Origin of the sequence: Levilactobacillus humaensis, assembly GCF_024345185.1 — a bacterium.
Classification (GTDB): domain Bacteria; phylum Bacillota; class Bacilli; order Lactobacillales; family Lactobacillaceae; genus Levilactobacillus; species Levilactobacillus humaensis.
The window spans coordinates 95,905-113,283 of sequence record NZ_BROB01000004.1; the positions used below are offsets into that span (position 1 = coordinate 95,905).

The window sequence follows — 17,379 nt, forward strand, 5'->3', positions numbered from 1 at the left end:
CGGATCAGGACAACTAGTAGTTAAGACTAGCTAATACTCAACTTATAATATGGCATAATTAATTTGACCAGTGTTGTTTTGTTAAGGTAGCATAAGCCAATTCCTGTTAATTTGGATCAATTCAAAAAGCCACCTTTCCAGCCAATATGGGGTAGGAAAGGTGGCCATTAATGTCTAATTTAGTTGTGCTGTGACTTGCTCTGCGCGGTTGTGTTCAATTGCGCCTGGGCCGTCCTAACCTCACGGCGGGGCATCATGTTGAAGAGGACATTTAAGATGACCGCTGAGAAGCTTCCGATAACGACCCCATTGTTCATAATAATTTGTAAGGATTGGGGAAGGGCTTGGAAGATCTGGGGGTAGACTGTCACACCCAGTCCCAGGCCAATCGAAATGGCGGAGACCAAGAGATTGTTGTTATCTTTGAAATCGACTTGTTGGAGCATCCGAATTCCTTGAACACCAACCATCCCAAACATCACGATCATGGCGCCACCCAGAACGGGATCGGGGATGACCGTGGCTAAGGCTCCGATCTTAGGCAGTAAACCTAAGAGAATTAAGAATAAGGCCGAGAAGTAAATTGGCTTACGCGTCTTAACGCCAGACAATTGAACCACCCCGACGTTTTCGGAGAACGTGGAGTAGGGGAAGGTGTTGAACAACCCGCCCAAGATCACGGCGATCCCTTCGGCACGGTAGCCTCGTTTCAAGTCGGCTTCTTCGATCTTTTTGCCAGTAATTTCGGCGAGGGCGAAGAAGACCCCGGTCGATTCAACCATCGTGGTTAGAGAAACTAGAATCATGGTCAGGATCGAAGACCATTCAAACGTGGGCGTCCCAAAGTAGAAGAATTGTGGGAGATGGAACCAACTGGCCTGACCCACGGCGGAGAGAGAAACCATCCCCATTGCCCCAGCAATGACCGTGCCAATGAGAATTCCGGCCAGAATGGCCAATGATTTCATGAAGCCTTTGGCAAAGACACTTAAACCTAAGATAATGGCCATCGTGAGAAAACCGGTCAGAAGGAATTTGGGATCGCCAAAGTTCTTAGCTGTGGCGTCTCCACCGCCCAAGTCTTGGAAACCAACGGGGATTAAGGTGAAGCCAATGATGGTAATCAGCGACCCCGTGACAACGGGTGGAAAGAGATGCTTAATCTTTGAGAACCAACCGGCACTGAGAAAGACGAAGATCCCGGCACTGATAATGGCCCCGTACATGGCCCCGACACCATATTGGGTTCCAATAGCACTTAGCGGGGTGACCGCTTGAACGGCACAGCCGAGAACGACGGGCAGGCCAATCCCGGTGAGCCGAGTTCGCTTCAATTGGAGAAGGGTTGCAACCCCACACATGAAGATGTCCGCACTAATCAGATAAGCCATTTGCATGGCGTTGAAGTGTAGTGCTCCCCCAATGAGTAGGGGAACCAAGACGTCACCAGAATACATGGCAAGTAGGTGTTGGAAGCCTAAAATGGCGGCTTTCCACATGGAAAGGGACTGACCGTTTGAGGATGACGACGCTGGTGTTGCGGAATTTGTGGACTGCAAGAAAGTTTCCTCCTTCTCGTGACGTCCATACAAAGCCAAGGGTTGGCAAACAAAAAGCCCCCTTCGCAAAAAGGGGGCAATGGAAACTCGGCCGACGAAGACTCTTCATCGGCAAAAAGAGTTTCGTCCTCAATTTGCTTATAGTCCAGAATTTACGGTTCTGGGTAGAAACTCGCCAACCTTATCTTGGCATTATATAGGCAATCACTATTTTTAATTTAATGGAATGTTGATTACTTTACCACGAGAAAAAATAAAAAACAACACCACGACGCAATTTCTAATGCCGATGCCATACTTTGCGCCAAAGGCCTTTAAACCAGGTCATCAGCGGTCCCCAATCGGCGAGACCTCCTGAGGAGCTGTAACGTTTCGCATGAATCTGAACCCCCGGACGGTTAGGGTTAGCGCTTTCATCTTTTTTCCGCAATCTCCAGTCATCCTCTCCTAATTCTAACTAAATTCTACCGCAAATAGGGTACAATGTGGGTAGAAATATTTTTGAAAGGAAGTTGACGGTTGTGAAGAATATCCTGGCCATCCATACAGGCGGTACCATCTCGATGTCCCAAAACGAACAAGGGGAGGTCGTCCCTAACAGTGAGAATCCCATTGCCCAACAGGAAACGATTCTAGCGGGGCGCGTTCATCTGGTGACGGACGAAATGTTTAACCTGCCATCGCCACACATGACGCCGGTAGAAATGCTGAAGATTAAGCAACGCATTGTGGCTGCGGAAGCTGAGGGCATTGATGGTGTCGTGATTACTCACGGGACGGATACGTTGGAAGAAACAGCGTACTTTTTAGACCTGACGCTCCCCAGTACGATTCCTGTCGTGGTGACAGGGGCTATGCGGTCCTCTAACGAGGTTGGAACCGATGGTCTGTATAATTTCCGGGCCGCCATTGAAGTGGCCGCAGACGACTCCTCACGGGGCAATGGGGTCATGGTGGTTATGAATGATGAGATTCATACTGCCCGTTACGTGACCAAGACCCACACGACCAATGTGTCTACGTTTAGAACGCCAACGTTTGGCCCGATTGGGATCGTGGCAAAGGGCCATCCCGCCTATTTCCAGCAGCTCATTCGGCAGGCTAACTCTGACATTGACCACGTCGTCGATCACGTCTACTTGCTGAAGGCCTATGCCGGGATGGATGCGACGCTCTTCGATGCCTTGAACACGGACGAAACAAAAGGGTTAGTGATTGAAGGCCTCGGAGCGGGGAATCTACCGCCAGTTACCTTACCGGCCCTGCAACGCTTGCTAGACCGCGGGATTCCGATCGTTTTAGTGTCACGGTGTTATAATGGCTTCGCCGAAGACATCTATGACTATCAAGGGGGCGGCATCGAACTTCGAAAGATGGGGCTGATGCTGTGCCAGGGCTTAAACGGCCAGAAGGCCCGGATCAAGCTCCTGGTTGCGTTAAGCGCCGGTTTTACTGGCGACCGCTTAGCAAACTTCATGAGTACCGCCGTTTCATAAACAGGAGACGAGCTATTTGCGGGGGACTATGCTAAGCTTTTCAGATAACAAAAAATAAAGGGGGTCGTCATCATGAATTCTATTGTAAATGATTTAAATCGCGCACTGGCGCAGAACCTGTTAGTTAACGTGTACCAAGCCAACCAGGAAGTCGTTTACACCGGGTATGTGACGACGGTGACGTCGACTGGCATCATTCTGGCGACCTACGACGACTACGGGGTACCCGATGGGGCCGTGTTCCTGGCCTTGCCCGCAATCGATGAAGTTGAATTTTCAAGTGATGATTTGGATAACATGGCTTTTCGGATTCAAACCGCCACAGACCAAAACTTTACCCACGCGAGTGGTCTTAACATGACCTTCGACGACCGTCGTGATTTACGGCGGCAAGTCCTTAGTCATGCTTGGGTCGATCACCTCGTGGTCATGTTAGTCTTGGCCAAGGATGACCACTTCTATGAAGGGCTGGTCACCGGTGTGGCTGCCGACCAGATCACGGTTCAATTGCTCAATAAATTTGATTATACTGACCAACCCGAGCTGACCCTGACACCCGATGAGATTGAAGTCATCGAATTTCAAGGCCAAGAGCTGAGTCTGCAAACCATCGCGGCGCCGCGACTACAACAGCTGAATCACGTTGAACCGGTCGAGGTAACCGAGGCGGATCTTATTCCAGATACCTTACGACAATTGGCGGGCAAAGATCCCCTGGTGGCATTGGTTCCGGAACATGACCAGGACCTGTTCTTTGTCGGACGGATTAACACGGTGACCGCTGACGCTGTCGTGATGAATTTAATTGATATGACGGGGCTTTTCGGAGGCTATACCGTCATGCGGTTAAGCGAACTTCACAGTGTCGTACTCGTCTCAGACTATTTGCAAACGATGCGTCTATTCTCCTTACTCAACCAGGCGCGTCAACAAGGCAATCAACCCGTGTTGAACGCCGAACGACTCTTCGATCCCACTGATGACCAATTCAGTGCGCGGTTGAATCAGGCGGCAACGTTCCGGACAATCATTCGGTTGAAACTCCACGATGGTGAACACTGTCTGGGATATCCGAGTCAGGTGGGCGGCGAGCGTTTTATTTTCCACACCGTAGAGGATAATCAGTTGGATCAAGTGGGTAAGGTCTTTAAGATTGGTGACGTCGATGAGATTGCGTTTGGCTATCTGGATGCCTATCTCGTTGAGCAGCAGTTGCGAATCGAAGGCGATTTATAAACGATTCAAGGAGGCAAAGGTTATGGCAGAGGAATTAAAGTTCTGTCCCCACTGTGGGGCTCCGGTGACGGCGGATGACGTGAAATGTCCGCAGTGTCAGACGGATCTCAGTGCCTTTCGACCAGACGCACCGTCACCTAAGAAGCTGAATCTAAACGCGCTTTACAGTAACCCTTATCGTGAGGGAATGAAGCGGGTACACGATCGGCAGGGAGATGAACCCGCCAAACATCGGTGGCACTGGCCGTGGTCAAAGGAGTCGAAGTAAATGACAGAATTTGAAGTGATTCAAGGCGACATTACACAGAGTGACGTGGATGCCATCGTCAATGCCGCCAATACCACGCTGTTGGGTGGTGGCGGTGTCGATGGTGCCATTCATCGTGCGGCCGGACCGGAGCTATTCGCGGCTTGTGTGCCGTTTAACGGTTGTCCCACCGGTGAAGCACGGATCACACCAGGGTTCCGACTGCCAGCGCAGTGGGTCATTCACACGCCAGGCCCGGTCTGGCGGGGGGGCGATCATCATGAGGCCGCGGACCTAGCCTCCTGTTATCGCGAGTCATTGCGACTAGCAATGGCGAAGGGCTGTCACACCGTGGACTTCCCGTCGATTAGTACGGGAGTTTACGGCTATCCGTTAGCGGAGGCCGCTGCGGTGGCTACCCGTACGATTGCCAGTGTTTTGGCGCAACCGGAGACGTTAACGCGGGTGCGATTAGTAGCGTTTGATCCGAAGACTGCCGCGGCCTATCGCACGGCATGGGAACAAGCCTAGCGTTCGCTCGCTGACTTAATCAAATCAGTTAAAAAAGGGGTCGACCAAGTTGGTCGACCCCTTTGAATGCTGACAAACCTAACCTTAGTTGGGCTTGGTGGCAATGTAGTGCTTCAAGGAACTTTGCTCATCGGCGTTGGGGTCAACTTCCCCAGACTTGATGGCGTGAAACTTCTCGACAGAGATGCGGGAACCAAAGGCCATTTCGCCATCGGTCTTGTCGTACTTCTTTTGGTAGGCGATGATTGCTTCAGCCAGATCACTTAATTCTTGACTCATTAATAATCCCTCCAAATGATTGTCCTGTGTGTTGCTTACACTTATTATACTAAAGTTTTGAAAAACCGGCGAGATGAGACTCATGATTCGGAACTTTTTTTGCATTCTACTTGATGAACGAGCAAAAATTGCGTAAACTAATACCCAATATAACAATTGTTCGTGGCAAGTGTCACGGAAGTGTCATCACAATTTTTTCTTCTCGTTACCGTTTTGTGATAGTTGATGTGTAAGCTGGACGTAAAGCGGTCGGAACAAGTCAAACATGAGGTGATGGGATGGATTTAAAACGGGTGATCAGGAGCCTGATAACGGCGGTTGTCGTTCTGGCAGTCTTCAGTTTGTTTTCATGGTTTACGATGGGCAAACGAACCGTCACGCACCTCAGCACACAGCCCATTGCGAGTCATGCACCGCAAACCCATGTTTCACGGGCGTTTGCCAACTAACGCGGGAACCTTCCCGCCCCGAAGCCGGCTTGCCGGTTGTGTCACTTAAAAGATGGTAATCATAATGATTACATGACTACAAGTCTCTTGTAGTTTATCAAGCAGGGAATCAGGCCAACTTCGGTTGGTCTGATTCTTTTTTGTGGGAAGAGTGTGCCCCAGGGCGCTTAGTCTGCGAGCACACGTTTCGACAATATAAGCGATAGGTGAGCTTAATAACTTTCAAATATTCAAGTTTCACCATCCAAAGTTTCCAGATCACATTTAACACCCTATGAATCAGTTGTGCTATCCTAGGATCATCACGACACACGAGGAGATTTTATAATGGATAAAGGACGCGTGGCGGCGTTTACAGATGCAGTGGTTGCCATTGTTTTGACGATCATGGTGCTGGAATTTAAGACACCGGAGGAACCCACCTTCGCAGCCTTAGCCAGTGAATGGAGTTATTTTGTGGCTTACCTGATTAGTTTCTTGTTTATTGGCGTGGCTTGGTATAATCACCACTACATGTTTGCCTTGACCAAACGAGTCACCAAGGGAATTTACTGGGTCAATAACCTGTGGATCTTGGTAATGGCGATGCTGCCAGTCTCAACGGCTTGGGCCGGGCGATTTATCATGGACGTTCAACCAGAACTGTTTTATTTTATTATTTTCACACTGTGGACCTGGGCTTATGCCGCGCTGTCCTTTGTCGTGATGCGAGTCAATCGAAACAAACACCCAGAGATTGCGGAAAAGATCCGGCGGATGCCTGCCTATCGAATTCACGCCACCGTGTGGTTTTGGTTAGTTTGGCTGATTGTATTAGGCTTAATCTTTGTTTGGCCGCCAGTCTCGCTAGTCTTCACTCTAGCGGAACTTATCTTGATGGCACTGCGGACATCACCCGACAGTGACAAATTATTTTAAAGACGAAACGGATCAGTAGCGGTAAGCGTTGCTGATCCGTTTTTTATGCAAAAAAATAGTACTGCGAGAAATTCTCACCAGTACCATGATCAGATTATTTAGTTGAGTTTAAAAGTGGAACCACTCACTCTGGTTGCGCCGAACTTCTCCCCGTAAGCCGAAAAAGTAAATCAGGAAGGCCGCGACCGCGATGGCCAACAGAATCGTCCAGAGCCAGGCGTGCGTGTGAATGAAGGTGAAGTAAGCAAAACCTAACGTACTGAGGCCAATCAAAACGAGATTGGTTGGCAGGCGCCGACTGTGAATGAAGGCGACCGCCAGGGTTAGGACCACGGCACCCCCAAACATCTCGTCACCACTCAGACGTGTTCCGGGATTACTGAGAGCCGCATAGATTTCAATGACGACGCCCAGCGCGAGGGCCAGATAACCAAAGGTTTGAAGAAACGTTAATTGCTGAATTCGCTTCATTATCAACACCACCTTTTCCTATGAGTGCCCTCATTATAGCGCATTAAGTGGTAGTTGAAAAATCAGACGGTTCCGTCAATTCCCAGGTTTCGTGGGTCAACGCCATTTGCCAAAAATTCAATTCATACCAACTGCTCTTATTAAAGATGTCGAGTAGGGCGGGCGTGTTGTCTGGCGTGGCCACCCGGTTGGCTAAGGCCAATTGGTCGGTCATCTCCCCGGCATAGTCATCGGATCGGTAGCTTTCCAGCCAATCCTGGTAGATGGGGACGGGTGATCCTTGTTCGGCCAACTCGGCCCCAATCTCGGCGTAGAGCCAGTAACAGGGTAACAAACCAGCAATAGCCCCAGCGGTGCCTTGGGTCATCAGTGCCCGGTACATATGGCTCGTGTAGGCGTAACCGGTTGGCGCAACTGGCGTGTTGGCGACCTCCTCGTCGGTGATGTTGAGACGATCGAAGAAGGTTTGTCGCAGGGCCAGTTCACCTTGCCGAAGATGTTCGGCTCCGGCGTGAAGTTGGGTGGCAATGTCAGTATCGCGTGCTTGTTCGGCTGCCAAATCCTGAATGGTCCCAAATTCCCGTAAGTAGGCGTGATCTTGAATCAAGTAGTAGCGAAAAGTAGCTAACGGCAATGTCCCTGCCAACAATTGTTGAATGAAGGGATGTTGTTTGGAAGCCTGCCAGGAGGCCAGGTTAGCGTTGTGAGCGATCGTTGTAAATTGCAAATGAAGTCCTCCTTAAGAGTTTAGGGTAAGCCAATGAACAAGCCGACCTGAACGAGCACCAGACTTCCCACTAGCATGATCCAGTCACGGGTGACGAGGGGGATTTCGGTAGCGTGGGTTCGTGGGGCGTCTTCGACGAAACCGTGAGACGTCATGGCCGCGGCGAGCTGGTCCGACCAATTCATGGCCGCTAGAATGACTTTGAAATAGAGTTGTGGTGACCAGAAGTGAAGGACCTGACCGCGCATTAGCGCAGCCGCCTTAATGGTGGCAACTTCCGCCTGGATCTTAGGCATGAGATTGAAGGCTGCTAAGAAGCCATAGGCAAATTTAGAGGGGAGCTTGGCGTTTTGTTCCAGAGAACGGGTGAGCGTTAAGGGATTCGTCGTTTGGGCGAACCAGCCACCCATGTAAACGTAGGCCACCATCCGAGTGAAGATCACCAGGAGAAAGTGGCTAGACGCCGTTCCTCGCAAGGTTAAGGACCAGACTAAGGCTCCCCCGAAGAAGGCTGGGATTAGGGTCAGCATGGCTAGTCGTTTGAAAGCCACGTGGCCCCAGACCATCAGAATGAGACTCACCACGATCAATGCTACATTGACTGTCCAGACGTGGGTAAAGGAAATCTCTAGCGCGACAAGAACGAGTAACGCTAATTTTAAACTGGGATTCATGCGCGCACCCCCTGATAAGTTAGATGCTGGTCTGCCAACTGAAGGTGGTAGTCGATGAAGGTATCGAGGCCGCTGAGCTGGTGGCTTACCAGGATGTAGGTGATGTCCAGGTCCTGTTGGACGCGTTTTAAAATTTGAATAGCCGTCTGTAGCGACGCGTAGTCAAGTCCCTTGAACGGTTCATCCAAGAGGAGCACATCTGGGGCCATGATCAGCATACACAGGAGCTGTAACTTTTTCTGTTGACCGCTACTCAGGGTATAAATGATTTGTTCCCGCCGGTCGTCCAGGTTTAACTCGGTTAGAAGCTGAGTCACCATGGCCGGGGTGAAATGATCGGCATAGCTATTTTTGAGTGACAAGGTCAATTCTTCATCGACCGTGACATTGAGAAATTGTGTCGCGGCAGACTGGAACATTAAGGCCACCTGACGCGCGTAAGGCCGGCGTTTCAGCCGGTGAATGTCGGTGCCATCGTAGGTGATGACGCCTTGATAATGGCCAAGCTTGACCAGAGAACGGAATAGGGTCGACTTGCCACTACCATTGGGCCCCGTGATGAGAGTCGTGTGGTGGGCAAAGAGTCCTAGATCCTGTGGGGTGACCAGTGTTCGACCGTTGGCAGATAGACTCAGCTGGGTTCCTTGAAGCAGGGCCGGCTGATCATTGTCAGGAACCGTAACGTGTTGTAGACGCAGCTGGGCTGGTGCAAAGGTGGCCAGCCGTTCCTGTGTTGCTTCGGGTGACAGATGCGTGAGGTGACCGTCAGCGAGGACGGTCAGCCGGTCCACATAGTCGGTGTAACCACTGAGATCATGGTCTGCCAGAATCACTGTCTTTCCCCGTTCACGACTCAACTGAGCGAGTCGCTGTAAAAGCACGAGGCGAGTGGCCGGATCGATGCTGGCAAAGGGCTCGTCCAGTAGAATCACGGCACTATCCATGGCGACGATGATGGCCAGTGCCACTTTCTGTTGTTCGCCACCGGAGAGGTGCATGAGTTTTCGGTCACGTAGGGCCGCGATACCAATGAAATCCAGCGCAGCAGTTAGACGCGCTGGAATCTCGTCGGCTGGGACCTGTTGATTTTCCAAGGCAAATTGAAGTTCATTGGCCACCGTATCCATCGTGAATTGCGTACTGGGTTCCTGAAAGAGCATGGCCACCGTTTTAGAGCGCTGGGTGGCGGGAATATCAGTAAGTGACTGGTCATTAAAGGTGATGCCAGTCGCATCAGTTGGCAAGAGTCCCGCGATAAGTTTGAGCAGGGTTGACTTGCCACCACCGGATACCCCGGTGATTAGTGAAAATTGGCCAGCAGGAAAGCTAGCATTGACGGTGTTAAGGACGGGTCGTGATTGCTGTGGGTACGTGAATGTTAAGTTGTGAATTGAAACGGTTACCACAAAAACTCCCCCATTTTTAACGATTAGTGTTTTAGGACATGTGCGCGGTCTAACAGATTGGTAATCAGTTTCGTTAAGATACCACCAAAGACGAAGACAGAAGCGAAGCGAACGGCGAATAATAAGAGTAAGAAGCCCAAGTGATAGGCACTGTAACCCTCACGTGCCAGACTCCAGGCGAAGGTGACCAAGGTGGTGGTCAAAGCACTCAGGGTCAAGGTGACCCAGTTGTAGCGCCGGTAACGGGTCGCCATGAAGCCTAACTCTGATCCAAAGCCTTGAACGACCCCGGATATCAGAGTGCTGGCACCCCAGATACCGCCGAGAAACATCTCTACGACAGCGCCGAGGAGTTCGCCTAAGGTTGCTGCACCGGGGATGCGAATGACGAACCCAGCCAGTGGGCCGGCCATGGTCCAGACACCTAGCAAGATCTCGTTAGCCAGTGGCTGGAGACCCATGGGCGCAAAGACCGCCGTGAGTGCTGAGTAGAGGGGGGTGATGACCCAGAAAATGACCCCCATAAAGATTGCTAGAATAGTGACGAGAATGATGTCGCGGATGTGCCAACGTTTCATAAGATGAACTCCTCCTAAAGTTGATTGACGCGCCCAAAAGACGAAAAAGTCCCCACTAACTGTTTCTAGTGGGGGTCATTGATAGCTATGTTACGCGTTCCCTTCGCTGGTTTTAACCAGAGCAGGTTCAATGGGTTTGATCTCAGCCGGATGGGCACCCCAATCGTATTTGATTACTCTTAGCCTAACCAATTTATCTGGCAAAAGCAAGGTACCACAGGGAAATGGGCTGAAAGTTTAAATGAAAAATTTTATAGTCGGATTGTTTTACAAGCACGTTACAAAGGCGACAAGCGCGTTACAAAGGGTCAGAGACGGTTTCGGTCGTGCTTAGATCGTGATAGGCTGAAGGTTAGTTAAGCTAATTAGTCAAAATGGGAAGGTTAGGGACATGCAGAAATTACATATTAAGGGATTATTATTTATCGCCTTAGCAGTTTTAACGGTGATGGGGATCGGCAGTCAAACCGTACCGGCTGATGCGGCGGCCTACAAGACCGTGTCATCGCAGTCGTTGAAGACGACGGCGTATCACAAGAAGAGCACGAAGGGAGCCGTGTACAACCAGGCGCATACCCGTAAGATTGCCAACTTGAAGTCGTATCCGAACACCACGTGGTACGTGTCCAAGAAGGTCGTCCTGAGACATGGGAAGACCAATGCCGTCTACTACTATGCCGTCAATGGCAAGCATACCGTCAAGGGTCTGATCTGGCACGGTTACCTCAAGCAGGGTAAGGCCCCCTTTGTTTTGAAGAAGGCTAAGGCCGCGGTGGCCGTCAACGAAGAGACGGGGAAAGTTGTTTGGTCCAAGCATGCCAACACGGCCCGGCCAATCGCTTCCGTTTCCAAGATCATGACCCTGTACCTGGTTCTTCAGAAGATTCACACCACGTCTGCTAAGTGGTCTGACCACGTTAAGACCAGCAATAAGGGTCTCGTCGCCATGGGAAATAGCTATTCCTGTGGGGGCTTCCGTTTCAAGAGCGGTCACAAGTACACCGTTCAGGAACTCTACTACGCCGCCCTGTTAGATTCTTCGAATAACGCGGCGATTGCTCTGGGCCAATGGGTCAGTGGGAGCAATGCTAAATTTATCAACAAGATGAACGCTCAGGCCAAGAGTTGGAACTTGGGCAAGGCCCACTTCGTTTCTGCTTCTGGATTGGAAAACAGTGACCTCCGTCAGTTTGGTTACAACTACGGCTCGGCTAACGCCAACAAGGTTTCCGCTAAGGACGTGGCCTACATCGCCCAACACTTAATTCAGGATTATCCACAAGTCTTGAAAGACGGTCAGATTGGGTCCAAGAAGGTCAATGGTCAAACCTGCTACAACTACAACAACTTGTTGAAGGGTCGGAAGTACTACCAGGCCAGCTTGAAGGTTGATGGGTTGAAGACTGGTTACACCCCACTGGCAGGTTACTGTTTTGTGGGGACCGCTAAGAAGAGCGGTCACAACCGGATCATCACGGTCGTTCTGCATGATGAGGACGAATTTACTGAAACCCGCTCATTGATGAACTACGTTTACAAGAACAATTTAGATAAATAAAACGAAAAATAGTTTAACGGGTCACCCAGCGTATTGGTTAATACAGGGTGGCCCGTTTTTTAGTTAGTGGTTGAGCGGTTACCAGCCAGGCCTAGTTAGGGGGTGAAGAGTTGTTGTCAGAGTGGCAATCGGGTATGATCAACACTAACAACTCAGGGAGGTGCGGTTATGCGGCCACGGATGATCATGACGGATTTAGACGGAACTTTTTTGGATGCCAATGGGCGGTATGATCGTGCAAGATTAGCGGATCAACTGGCAGAGATGGCAGCACATCAGATTAAATTTGTCGTGACGACGGGGGACCCTTTAGACCACGTGATCGACTTATTTGGTGATCTGGCGCTTGCCCGAGACTTGGTCTACGTGGTAGAGGATGGAGCGCTGACGGTCACGGGTAGCGGCGAACAACTGGCCTGTCAGCCGATCCCTCGTGATCTTTGGCAGTCAGCTGTACGCTGGCTACGGACGGCGCCTGTGATGGAACACCCCTATCTGATCGCCTGTGGTCGTGACCGGGCCTATGCGGATTTACCGGCTGACAGCGATCGATTTCACCAATCTCAAGTCTTCTATCCACAACTGACTAGTGTGGCGGATCTGACTGCGGTCGTGGACCCCATTCTTAAGCTAGATGTGACCTGGCTACAAGCGGACGTGACGTCGTTTGTAGTGGCATTTAATGACCGATTTGAGGGTGATCTCGTCGCCACTAGTAGTGGGTTGGGTGGCTTGAATGTCAGCTTGCCAGGCGTGAATAAGGCCAGTGCGGTGGCAGAGCTGGGGCGTCGCTGGGACATTACGCCGGCTGAAATGGTCGCCTTTGGTGATTCTGGGAATGATCTGGCCATGCTGCGATTGGTTGGCCAAGGATTTGCCGTCGCCAATGCCGCGGCAGAACTGATTAATGACAGTGAGATTCAACAGTTACCCCGGACCAACCAACAGGGGGCAGTCAGTGCGGCCATCGATAGCTTACTCGAACAGTTTTAAAGGCGGCCACCTTAACCGAATGTTACGGGGGCCGTTAGCGCGTCGTTGCCCTTACAATTTGAGTGTTAGGGCAGGAGGCGGCTAAAATGAAACGAGAAACGGGCTGGCTAGGTAGCCACCTGATTCAGCTAGAAGTCACTTTTCGACAAAACTCACAGATCAAGGCCGTTAATCAGGCCTTCCATCTGGTATTTCCGGTGGTGCTGGTTGGGACACTAGCCGATATGTTTCGACAAACCTGGTTGGCATCGACGGGCTATTATTTTCAAACGTTACACGTGGGGGATTGGCTGATGCAACGCACAGTCCTCAAACATTACTTGAGCCTGCTGAGTGCGGGTACTCTGGGGCTAGTCGCCATGTTCATGGCTTTTGCCGTCAGTTATTATCTGGTGGCACCGGTCACCAAAAGAACGACGGATCGGTTGATGGTCGGGGTGGTCGCGGTCACGGGGCTCAAGTTCTTTAACGTGGATCGGCTGACATTGTTGAACGGACAACCCGTTCAGTGGCTCTCAAATAATTTAGGAATTTCTGGTATTCTAGTCGGTATTTTGATTGGTTTGGTTGTTGGCGATGGCTATCGCTGGGGGATTCGACACTGGCTATTGGCCGAGGAAAGATTGGGACAAACAATGACGATTGCCAGCATTTGGTTGCTGGTATTAGCGGCGGCTGGCTTGGCCTGGACCTTGACACAAAAGGGAAGCCTGAATGCCACCTTCCTTAGTCTCGCACGTTGGCCGTTCCCGCTCCCCCATCGTCTACCAGGCCTGTTGGGATTTAGTCTACTGACTGGCTTGTGTCAGTGGTTGGGTATCTTAGGACCCGTGGCCAGTGTTGGGGGTCAGTCGGTGGAAGTGGCGCAGAACTTGACGTCCGTCCTGACCCATGCCGGCTGGCAGATTCCCCATCCGATTACGATTCATACGGTAGTGGATGTCTATACGAACTTTGGGGGACCAGGGATGATGCTTGGCCTCCTGCTGGCCATCTATTTAGGTCATTCGAATGGCGCACAACGGCGAGTTGGGGCGGCCTGTTTACTGCCGACCCTAGGCAACTTTAATGCCCCGCTAATGGTCGGCCTACCTGTCGTCTTGAGTCCCATCTTAGGGATTCCCTTTTTGGTAACGCCGGTCGTCTGCAGTCTGTTAAGCTGGACCTGTCTTCAACTTCACTGGGTTCCTGCGGTGGCCTATCCCATTGCCAATGGGACGCCCGGAATCTTGCAGGGCTTTTTGGGCACTGGGGGCAATATGGCGGCGTTAGCCTTAGCAGGTGCTGAGCTACTGATCAGTGTCTTAATCTATTACCCATTCGTCAAATGGTCACGACTAGCGGGGGAGGCGGCTCATCATGTTGAAAAGACGAATCATTAGTTTTCTAGTCTTAGTGGCAGCCCTACTGCTATTGAGTGTGCCAGGTTTTCTCTGGCGGCCCCAGCAGGTTGCAAGCGTGCGAGCCACGTATCGGAGTGCCATGGCCCCCGTCTTCCTGGTTCCAGGGTCTAGTGCCACGCAGAATCGGTTTAACGAGTTGGTCACGGAGCTGAACCATGAGACAACCACCAAGCATAGTCTGTTGCGAGTGGAAGTGATGACCAATGGTGAGATTCAATATACGGGGAGCATCACGCGTAAAGATACCCAACCTATCATTGTTGTGGGTTTTCAGAACCATCATGATGGCTATGACACCATTAAAAAGCAAGCTATTTGGTTTAACTTGGCCTTTCGTCAATTACAGAAGACCTATCACTTTAACCACTTTTCTGCGATGGGGCACTCCAATGGGGGCCTGGTCCTGACGCTATTTCTGGAACACAGCTTGCCTAAGGACACCTATGCAGAACGCCTGATGACCATTGGGACGCCATTCAACTTGGAGGAGAGTAGTCCGGATGTGGATACGTCACTTTTTAAGGAACTCTCGGCCGATCGTAAACGACTGCCACGAACGCTAACAGTCTATTCGATTGCCGGTAGTGAGGGGTACGCTGGCGATGGGATCGTCCCCTTTGACAGCGTTAACCGGGGAAAGTTGATCTTTCAAGGTAACGTCCGCCATTTTACCCAGATGACGATTACGGGTGCCAACGCCAATCACGCTGACTTACCGGAGAACCAACAAATCGTGGCTTTGATTCGTTCAGACCTCCTGACGTAAGCACGGTTTATTTCGACGCGCGTTACGTGTAAACTAGAGGAGAAATGGAGGCCAACGACGAATGATAAAGATGATTGCGCTCGACCTAGACGAGACGCTACTGAATACAGATAAGACTATTAGTGAAAAGAATGCGGCAACCTTGCGGCAATTACATGCGGCGGGGATTAAGGTGGTGCTCTGCACGGGCCGCCCAATTAATGCCATCTGGAAGTACTTGGAACAATTGGGATTGACGACTAGTGAGGATTACACGATTACCTTTAATGGGGCCCTCGTGATTCAAAACACGACTAAGGATGTGCTCGCTCAGAGTGGTTTAAGCAAACAAGATTTCCAGCCACTGCATGACTTTGCGGCTGAGAATGGGTATCCACTGGACGTTCTGGACTTTGACCAGGTCTACCCAGTGGCCGATCTCAAGCCATCTGAATATCAAAAGATGTTGAAGGCACCCATGGAATTTATTCCAACGACCTTCGCTGATTTGCCAGAGCACTTGTTCAGTAAGGCCGTTATGGCCACTGATCCGGCAACATTGGACCAGGTTGTGGCCAACTTGACACCTGAACTGCACAAACAATACCATGTGGTGCGTTCTCAACCGAAGATCCTTGAATTCTTGGCCGCTGATATGGACAAGGCGGTGGGACTAGGCCAACTGTTAACACACTTTGGCTGGGACTTCGACCAACTCATGGCATTCGGTGATGCCGAAAACGACCTGGGGATGATTAAGGCCGCGGGAGATGGTGTTGCCATGTTAAATGGGCAACCCGAAATTAAGTCAGCTGCCAATCATCAAACCCCGACAACAAACAATGAGGCGGGGGTTGCGGCTTATTTGGAACAAGTCTTTCCCGAAGTTTTAGCCTAATCGGTGTGAACGCTTGCATTTTGAGAAAAACCATGTCAGTATAAAAGGTGTACTGGATGAATTTTAAGGAGGATTATAGTCATGAAACGTTTGATGGTGAAATTGGGGTTAACCGCGATGGCTTTAGGTACACTGGGTGGTTTAGTTAGTCCTAGTGTCACGGCTAGCGCTAAAGCCAAGCCAACGATCACGAATACTGATCTAAAACGGTACTATAAGAGTTCAAAATCCAAGACCGCCTTTTATTTTAAGACTTATAAGAGTGGTAAGAAGACGGGAACCTTACTTATTTTGGGGGACTTTGGATCATCAGCTAATGTGAAATATGGGGTACCTTCGTCAATCAAGCTCAGCAAGAATCGGCAGACCTTGACGACCAAGTACCGCTTGATTCAGTTCAAGACGGCAGATAACAAGACCACGACGGCTTTGAGCAAGAAGACTTACACGTTTAAGTTGACCAAGACGTCTAGCACGCACTTCACGACTAAAATCGCGGGAAGTAATGCCAGTCGTCGGTTAGCAACCTCAGGGAAGAAGTATACTTATACCAAGACCAAGACGAGTCCCGGTGCTAAGTACGCTAAGAAGTACGTTCGGCCAGTTCTGTATCAACAATACAAGAAGGCCTTTGCGTCACTAGCTAAGGACCAACAAAAGAAGTTTGCTAATCAGTACGCGGACATGGGTGTTAAGACCATGACCAACAACTTTAACTACAAGATTAAGTAACATAAATTGGCAACCATATATTCTTATGGTTGCTATTTTTATACTTGCTTAATTTGGCCGCCTGCGGCTGCCAGAGATTCCGCCTGCTGTGGGGACGCTTCAGCCCTGTGGGCTTCTCGCTCGACTTTAAGCCCCGCCAGGGGCGCGGGTCTTAAAGGTCGCCCGGGCAGTAAGGCCGAGAAAATCACTCGGTCTAACTGTCCCGCCACGGCTGGCTACATCCCTGGCCTCCTCTGGCTAAGAGTGATGATGGTCCAAACGAAGTATAGGTTCTCCTCAGTTTGGGTATATTTATACTGCATGGTGAAGGCAGAAGTTCGGTCCCAATTGATTACACTCAAAAATCCGTAACCGTTGTCGTGTTGTCTTAGACAATAGTTACGGATTTTATTTTATTGGTGAGGGAGATTGCAAGAATTATCCGAACACTTATTAGAACCTCATCTGTTCCCAGAAGACCTCTAATGGTGTACGCCAAT

19 protein-coding genes and 2 riboswitches are annotated in these 17,379 nt (G+C 50.5%); of the genes, 12 read left to right on the forward strand and 7 right to left on the reverse strand.

What is annotated here, in order from left to right:
• Nucleotides 1–179: 179 nt before the first annotated feature.
• Complete coding sequence (locus tag OCU14_RS02320; protein WP_261809635.1) at nt 180–1,499, reverse strand: nucleobase:cation symporter-2 family protein; 1,320 nt, start codon at nt 1,497–1,499, stop codon at nt 180–182.
• Between the two features lie 181 nt (nt 1,500–1,680).
• A riboswitch (purine riboswitch) is annotated at nt 1,681–1,779 on the reverse strand.
• Between the two features lie 292 nt (nt 1,780–2,071).
• Here OCU14_RS02320 and OCU14_RS02325 point away from each other — a divergent pair.
• From OCU14_RS02325 to OCU14_RS02340, 4 genes are all read left to right on the forward strand, one after another.
• A complete protein-coding gene (locus OCU14_RS02325; protein ID WP_309296915.1) occupies nt 2,072–3,055 on the forward strand; it encodes an asparaginase in 984 nt (327 codons plus the stop codon).
• 72 nt (nt 3,056–3,127) lie between these two features.
• A complete protein-coding gene (locus tag OCU14_RS02330) occupies nt 3,128–4,291 on the forward strand; it encodes a hypothetical protein (protein ID WP_261809617.1) in 1,164 nt (387 codons plus the stop codon).
• A 22-nt stretch (nt 4,292–4,313) separates the two neighbouring features.
• Complete coding sequence (locus OCU14_RS02335; protein ID WP_261809618.1) at nt 4,314–4,559, forward strand: zinc ribbon domain-containing protein; 246 nt, start codon at nt 4,314–4,316, stop codon at nt 4,557–4,559.
• The gene (locus OCU14_RS02340) at nt 4,560–5,069 is read left to right on the forward strand and encodes an O-acetyl-ADP-ribose deacetylase (protein WP_261809619.1); all 510 of its coding nucleotides are present in this window, start codon (nt 4,560–4,562) and stop codon (nt 5,067–5,069) included.
• A gap of 84 nt (nt 5,070–5,153) precedes the next feature.
• Here OCU14_RS02340 and OCU14_RS02345 read toward each other — a convergent pair whose 3' ends face one another.
• Nucleotides 5,154–5,348 carry an LBP_cg2779 family protein gene (locus OCU14_RS02345; protein ID WP_057878565.1) on the reverse strand — a complete coding sequence of 65 codons (195 nt, stop codon included), beginning with the start codon at nt 5,346–5,348 and terminating at the stop codon, nt 5,154–5,156.
• Nucleotides 5,349–5,626: 278 nt separating this feature from the next.
• Here OCU14_RS02345 and OCU14_RS02350 point away from each other — a divergent pair, with 278 nt between their 5' ends.
• Both OCU14_RS02350 and OCU14_RS02355 read left to right on the forward strand, forming a co-directional pair.
• Entirely contained in the window at nt 5,627–5,797 is a 171-nt protein-coding gene (locus OCU14_RS02350; RefSeq protein ID WP_261809620.1) for a hypothetical protein, read from the forward strand.
• Nucleotides 5,798–6,124: 327 nt separating this feature from the next.
• Nucleotides 6,125–6,715, forward strand: a complete 591-nt coding sequence (locus OCU14_RS02355; RefSeq protein WP_261809621.1) for a TMEM175 family protein — start codon at nt 6,125–6,127, stop codon at nt 6,713–6,715.
• A gap of 108 nt (nt 6,716–6,823) precedes the next feature.
• Here the strand turns inward: OCU14_RS02355 and OCU14_RS02360 are convergent, their stop codons facing one another.
• The 5 genes from OCU14_RS02360 to OCU14_RS02380 are packed head-to-tail and all read right to left on the reverse strand — an operon-like array spanning nt 6,824 to nt 10,571.
• Nucleotides 6,824–7,186, reverse strand: coding sequence for a hypothetical protein (locus OCU14_RS02360; RefSeq protein ID WP_261809622.1), 363 nt, complete (start codon nt 7,184–7,186; stop codon nt 6,824–6,826).
• A 43-nt stretch (nt 7,187–7,229) separates the two neighbouring features.
• On the reverse strand, nt 7,230–7,913 hold the full coding sequence (tenA, locus tag OCU14_RS02365) for a thiaminase II (RefSeq protein WP_261809623.1): 684 nt from the start codon (nt 7,911–7,913) through the stop codon (nt 7,230–7,232).
• Between the two features lie 20 nt (nt 7,914–7,933).
• Nucleotides 7,934–8,587 (reverse strand): energy-coupling factor transporter transmembrane component T family protein, encoded by a 654-nt coding sequence (locus tag OCU14_RS02370; protein ID WP_261809624.1) that lies wholly within the window; start codon nt 8,585–8,587, stop codon nt 7,934–7,936.
• The gene (locus tag OCU14_RS02375) at nt 8,584–9,993 is read right to left on the reverse strand and encodes an ABC transporter ATP-binding protein (protein ID WP_261809625.1); all 1,410 of its coding nucleotides are present in this window, start codon (nt 9,991–9,993) and stop codon (nt 8,584–8,586) included. Before OCU14_RS02375 ends, OCU14_RS02370 begins: the two co-directional genes overlap by 4 nt.
• A 23-nt stretch (nt 9,994–10,016) precedes the next feature.
• Nucleotides 10,017–10,571, reverse strand: coding sequence for an ECF transporter S component (locus OCU14_RS02380; RefSeq protein WP_261809626.1), 555 nt, complete (start codon nt 10,569–10,571; stop codon nt 10,017–10,019).
• 80 nt (nt 10,572–10,651) lie between these two features.
• Nucleotides 10,652–10,743: riboswitch (TPP riboswitch) on the reverse strand.
• Nucleotides 10,744–10,962: 219 nt separating this feature from the next.
• Here OCU14_RS02380 and OCU14_RS02385 point away from each other — a divergent pair.
• The 6 genes from OCU14_RS02385 (at nt 10,963) to OCU14_RS02410 (ending at nt 16,900) form a co-directional block, all read left to right on the forward strand.
• Nucleotides 10,963–12,129 carry a serine hydrolase gene (locus OCU14_RS02385; protein WP_373875063.1) on the forward strand — a complete coding sequence of 389 codons (1,167 nt, stop codon included), beginning with the start codon at nt 10,963–10,965 and terminating at the stop codon, nt 12,127–12,129.
• A gap of 168 nt (nt 12,130–12,297) precedes the next feature.
• Nucleotides 12,298–13,122, forward strand: a complete 825-nt coding sequence (locus OCU14_RS02390) for an HAD-IIB family hydrolase (RefSeq protein WP_261809627.1) — start codon at nt 12,298–12,300, stop codon at nt 13,120–13,122.
• Between the two features lie 86 nt (nt 13,123–13,208).
• Nucleotides 13,209–14,504 carry a PTS transporter subunit EIIC gene (locus OCU14_RS02395; RefSeq protein WP_261809628.1) on the forward strand — a complete coding sequence of 432 codons (1,296 nt, stop codon included), beginning with the start codon at nt 13,209–13,211 and terminating at the stop codon, nt 14,502–14,504.
• Complete coding sequence (locus tag OCU14_RS02400; RefSeq protein WP_261809629.1) at nt 14,482–15,291, forward strand: alpha/beta hydrolase; 810 nt, start codon at nt 14,482–14,484, stop codon at nt 15,289–15,291. Before OCU14_RS02395 ends, OCU14_RS02400 begins: the two co-directional genes overlap by 23 nt.
• A gap of 61 nt (nt 15,292–15,352) precedes the next feature.
• Nucleotides 15,353–16,168, forward strand: a complete 816-nt coding sequence (locus OCU14_RS02405) for a Cof-type HAD-IIB family hydrolase (protein ID WP_261809630.1) — start codon at nt 15,353–15,355, stop codon at nt 16,166–16,168.
• Nucleotides 16,169–16,249: 81 nt separating this feature from the next.
• Nucleotides 16,250–16,900 carry a hypothetical protein gene (locus OCU14_RS02410; RefSeq protein ID WP_261809631.1) on the forward strand — a complete coding sequence of 217 codons (651 nt, stop codon included), beginning with the start codon at nt 16,250–16,252 and terminating at the stop codon, nt 16,898–16,900.
• The last annotated feature ends 479 nt before the right edge of the window (nt 16,901–17,379 follow it).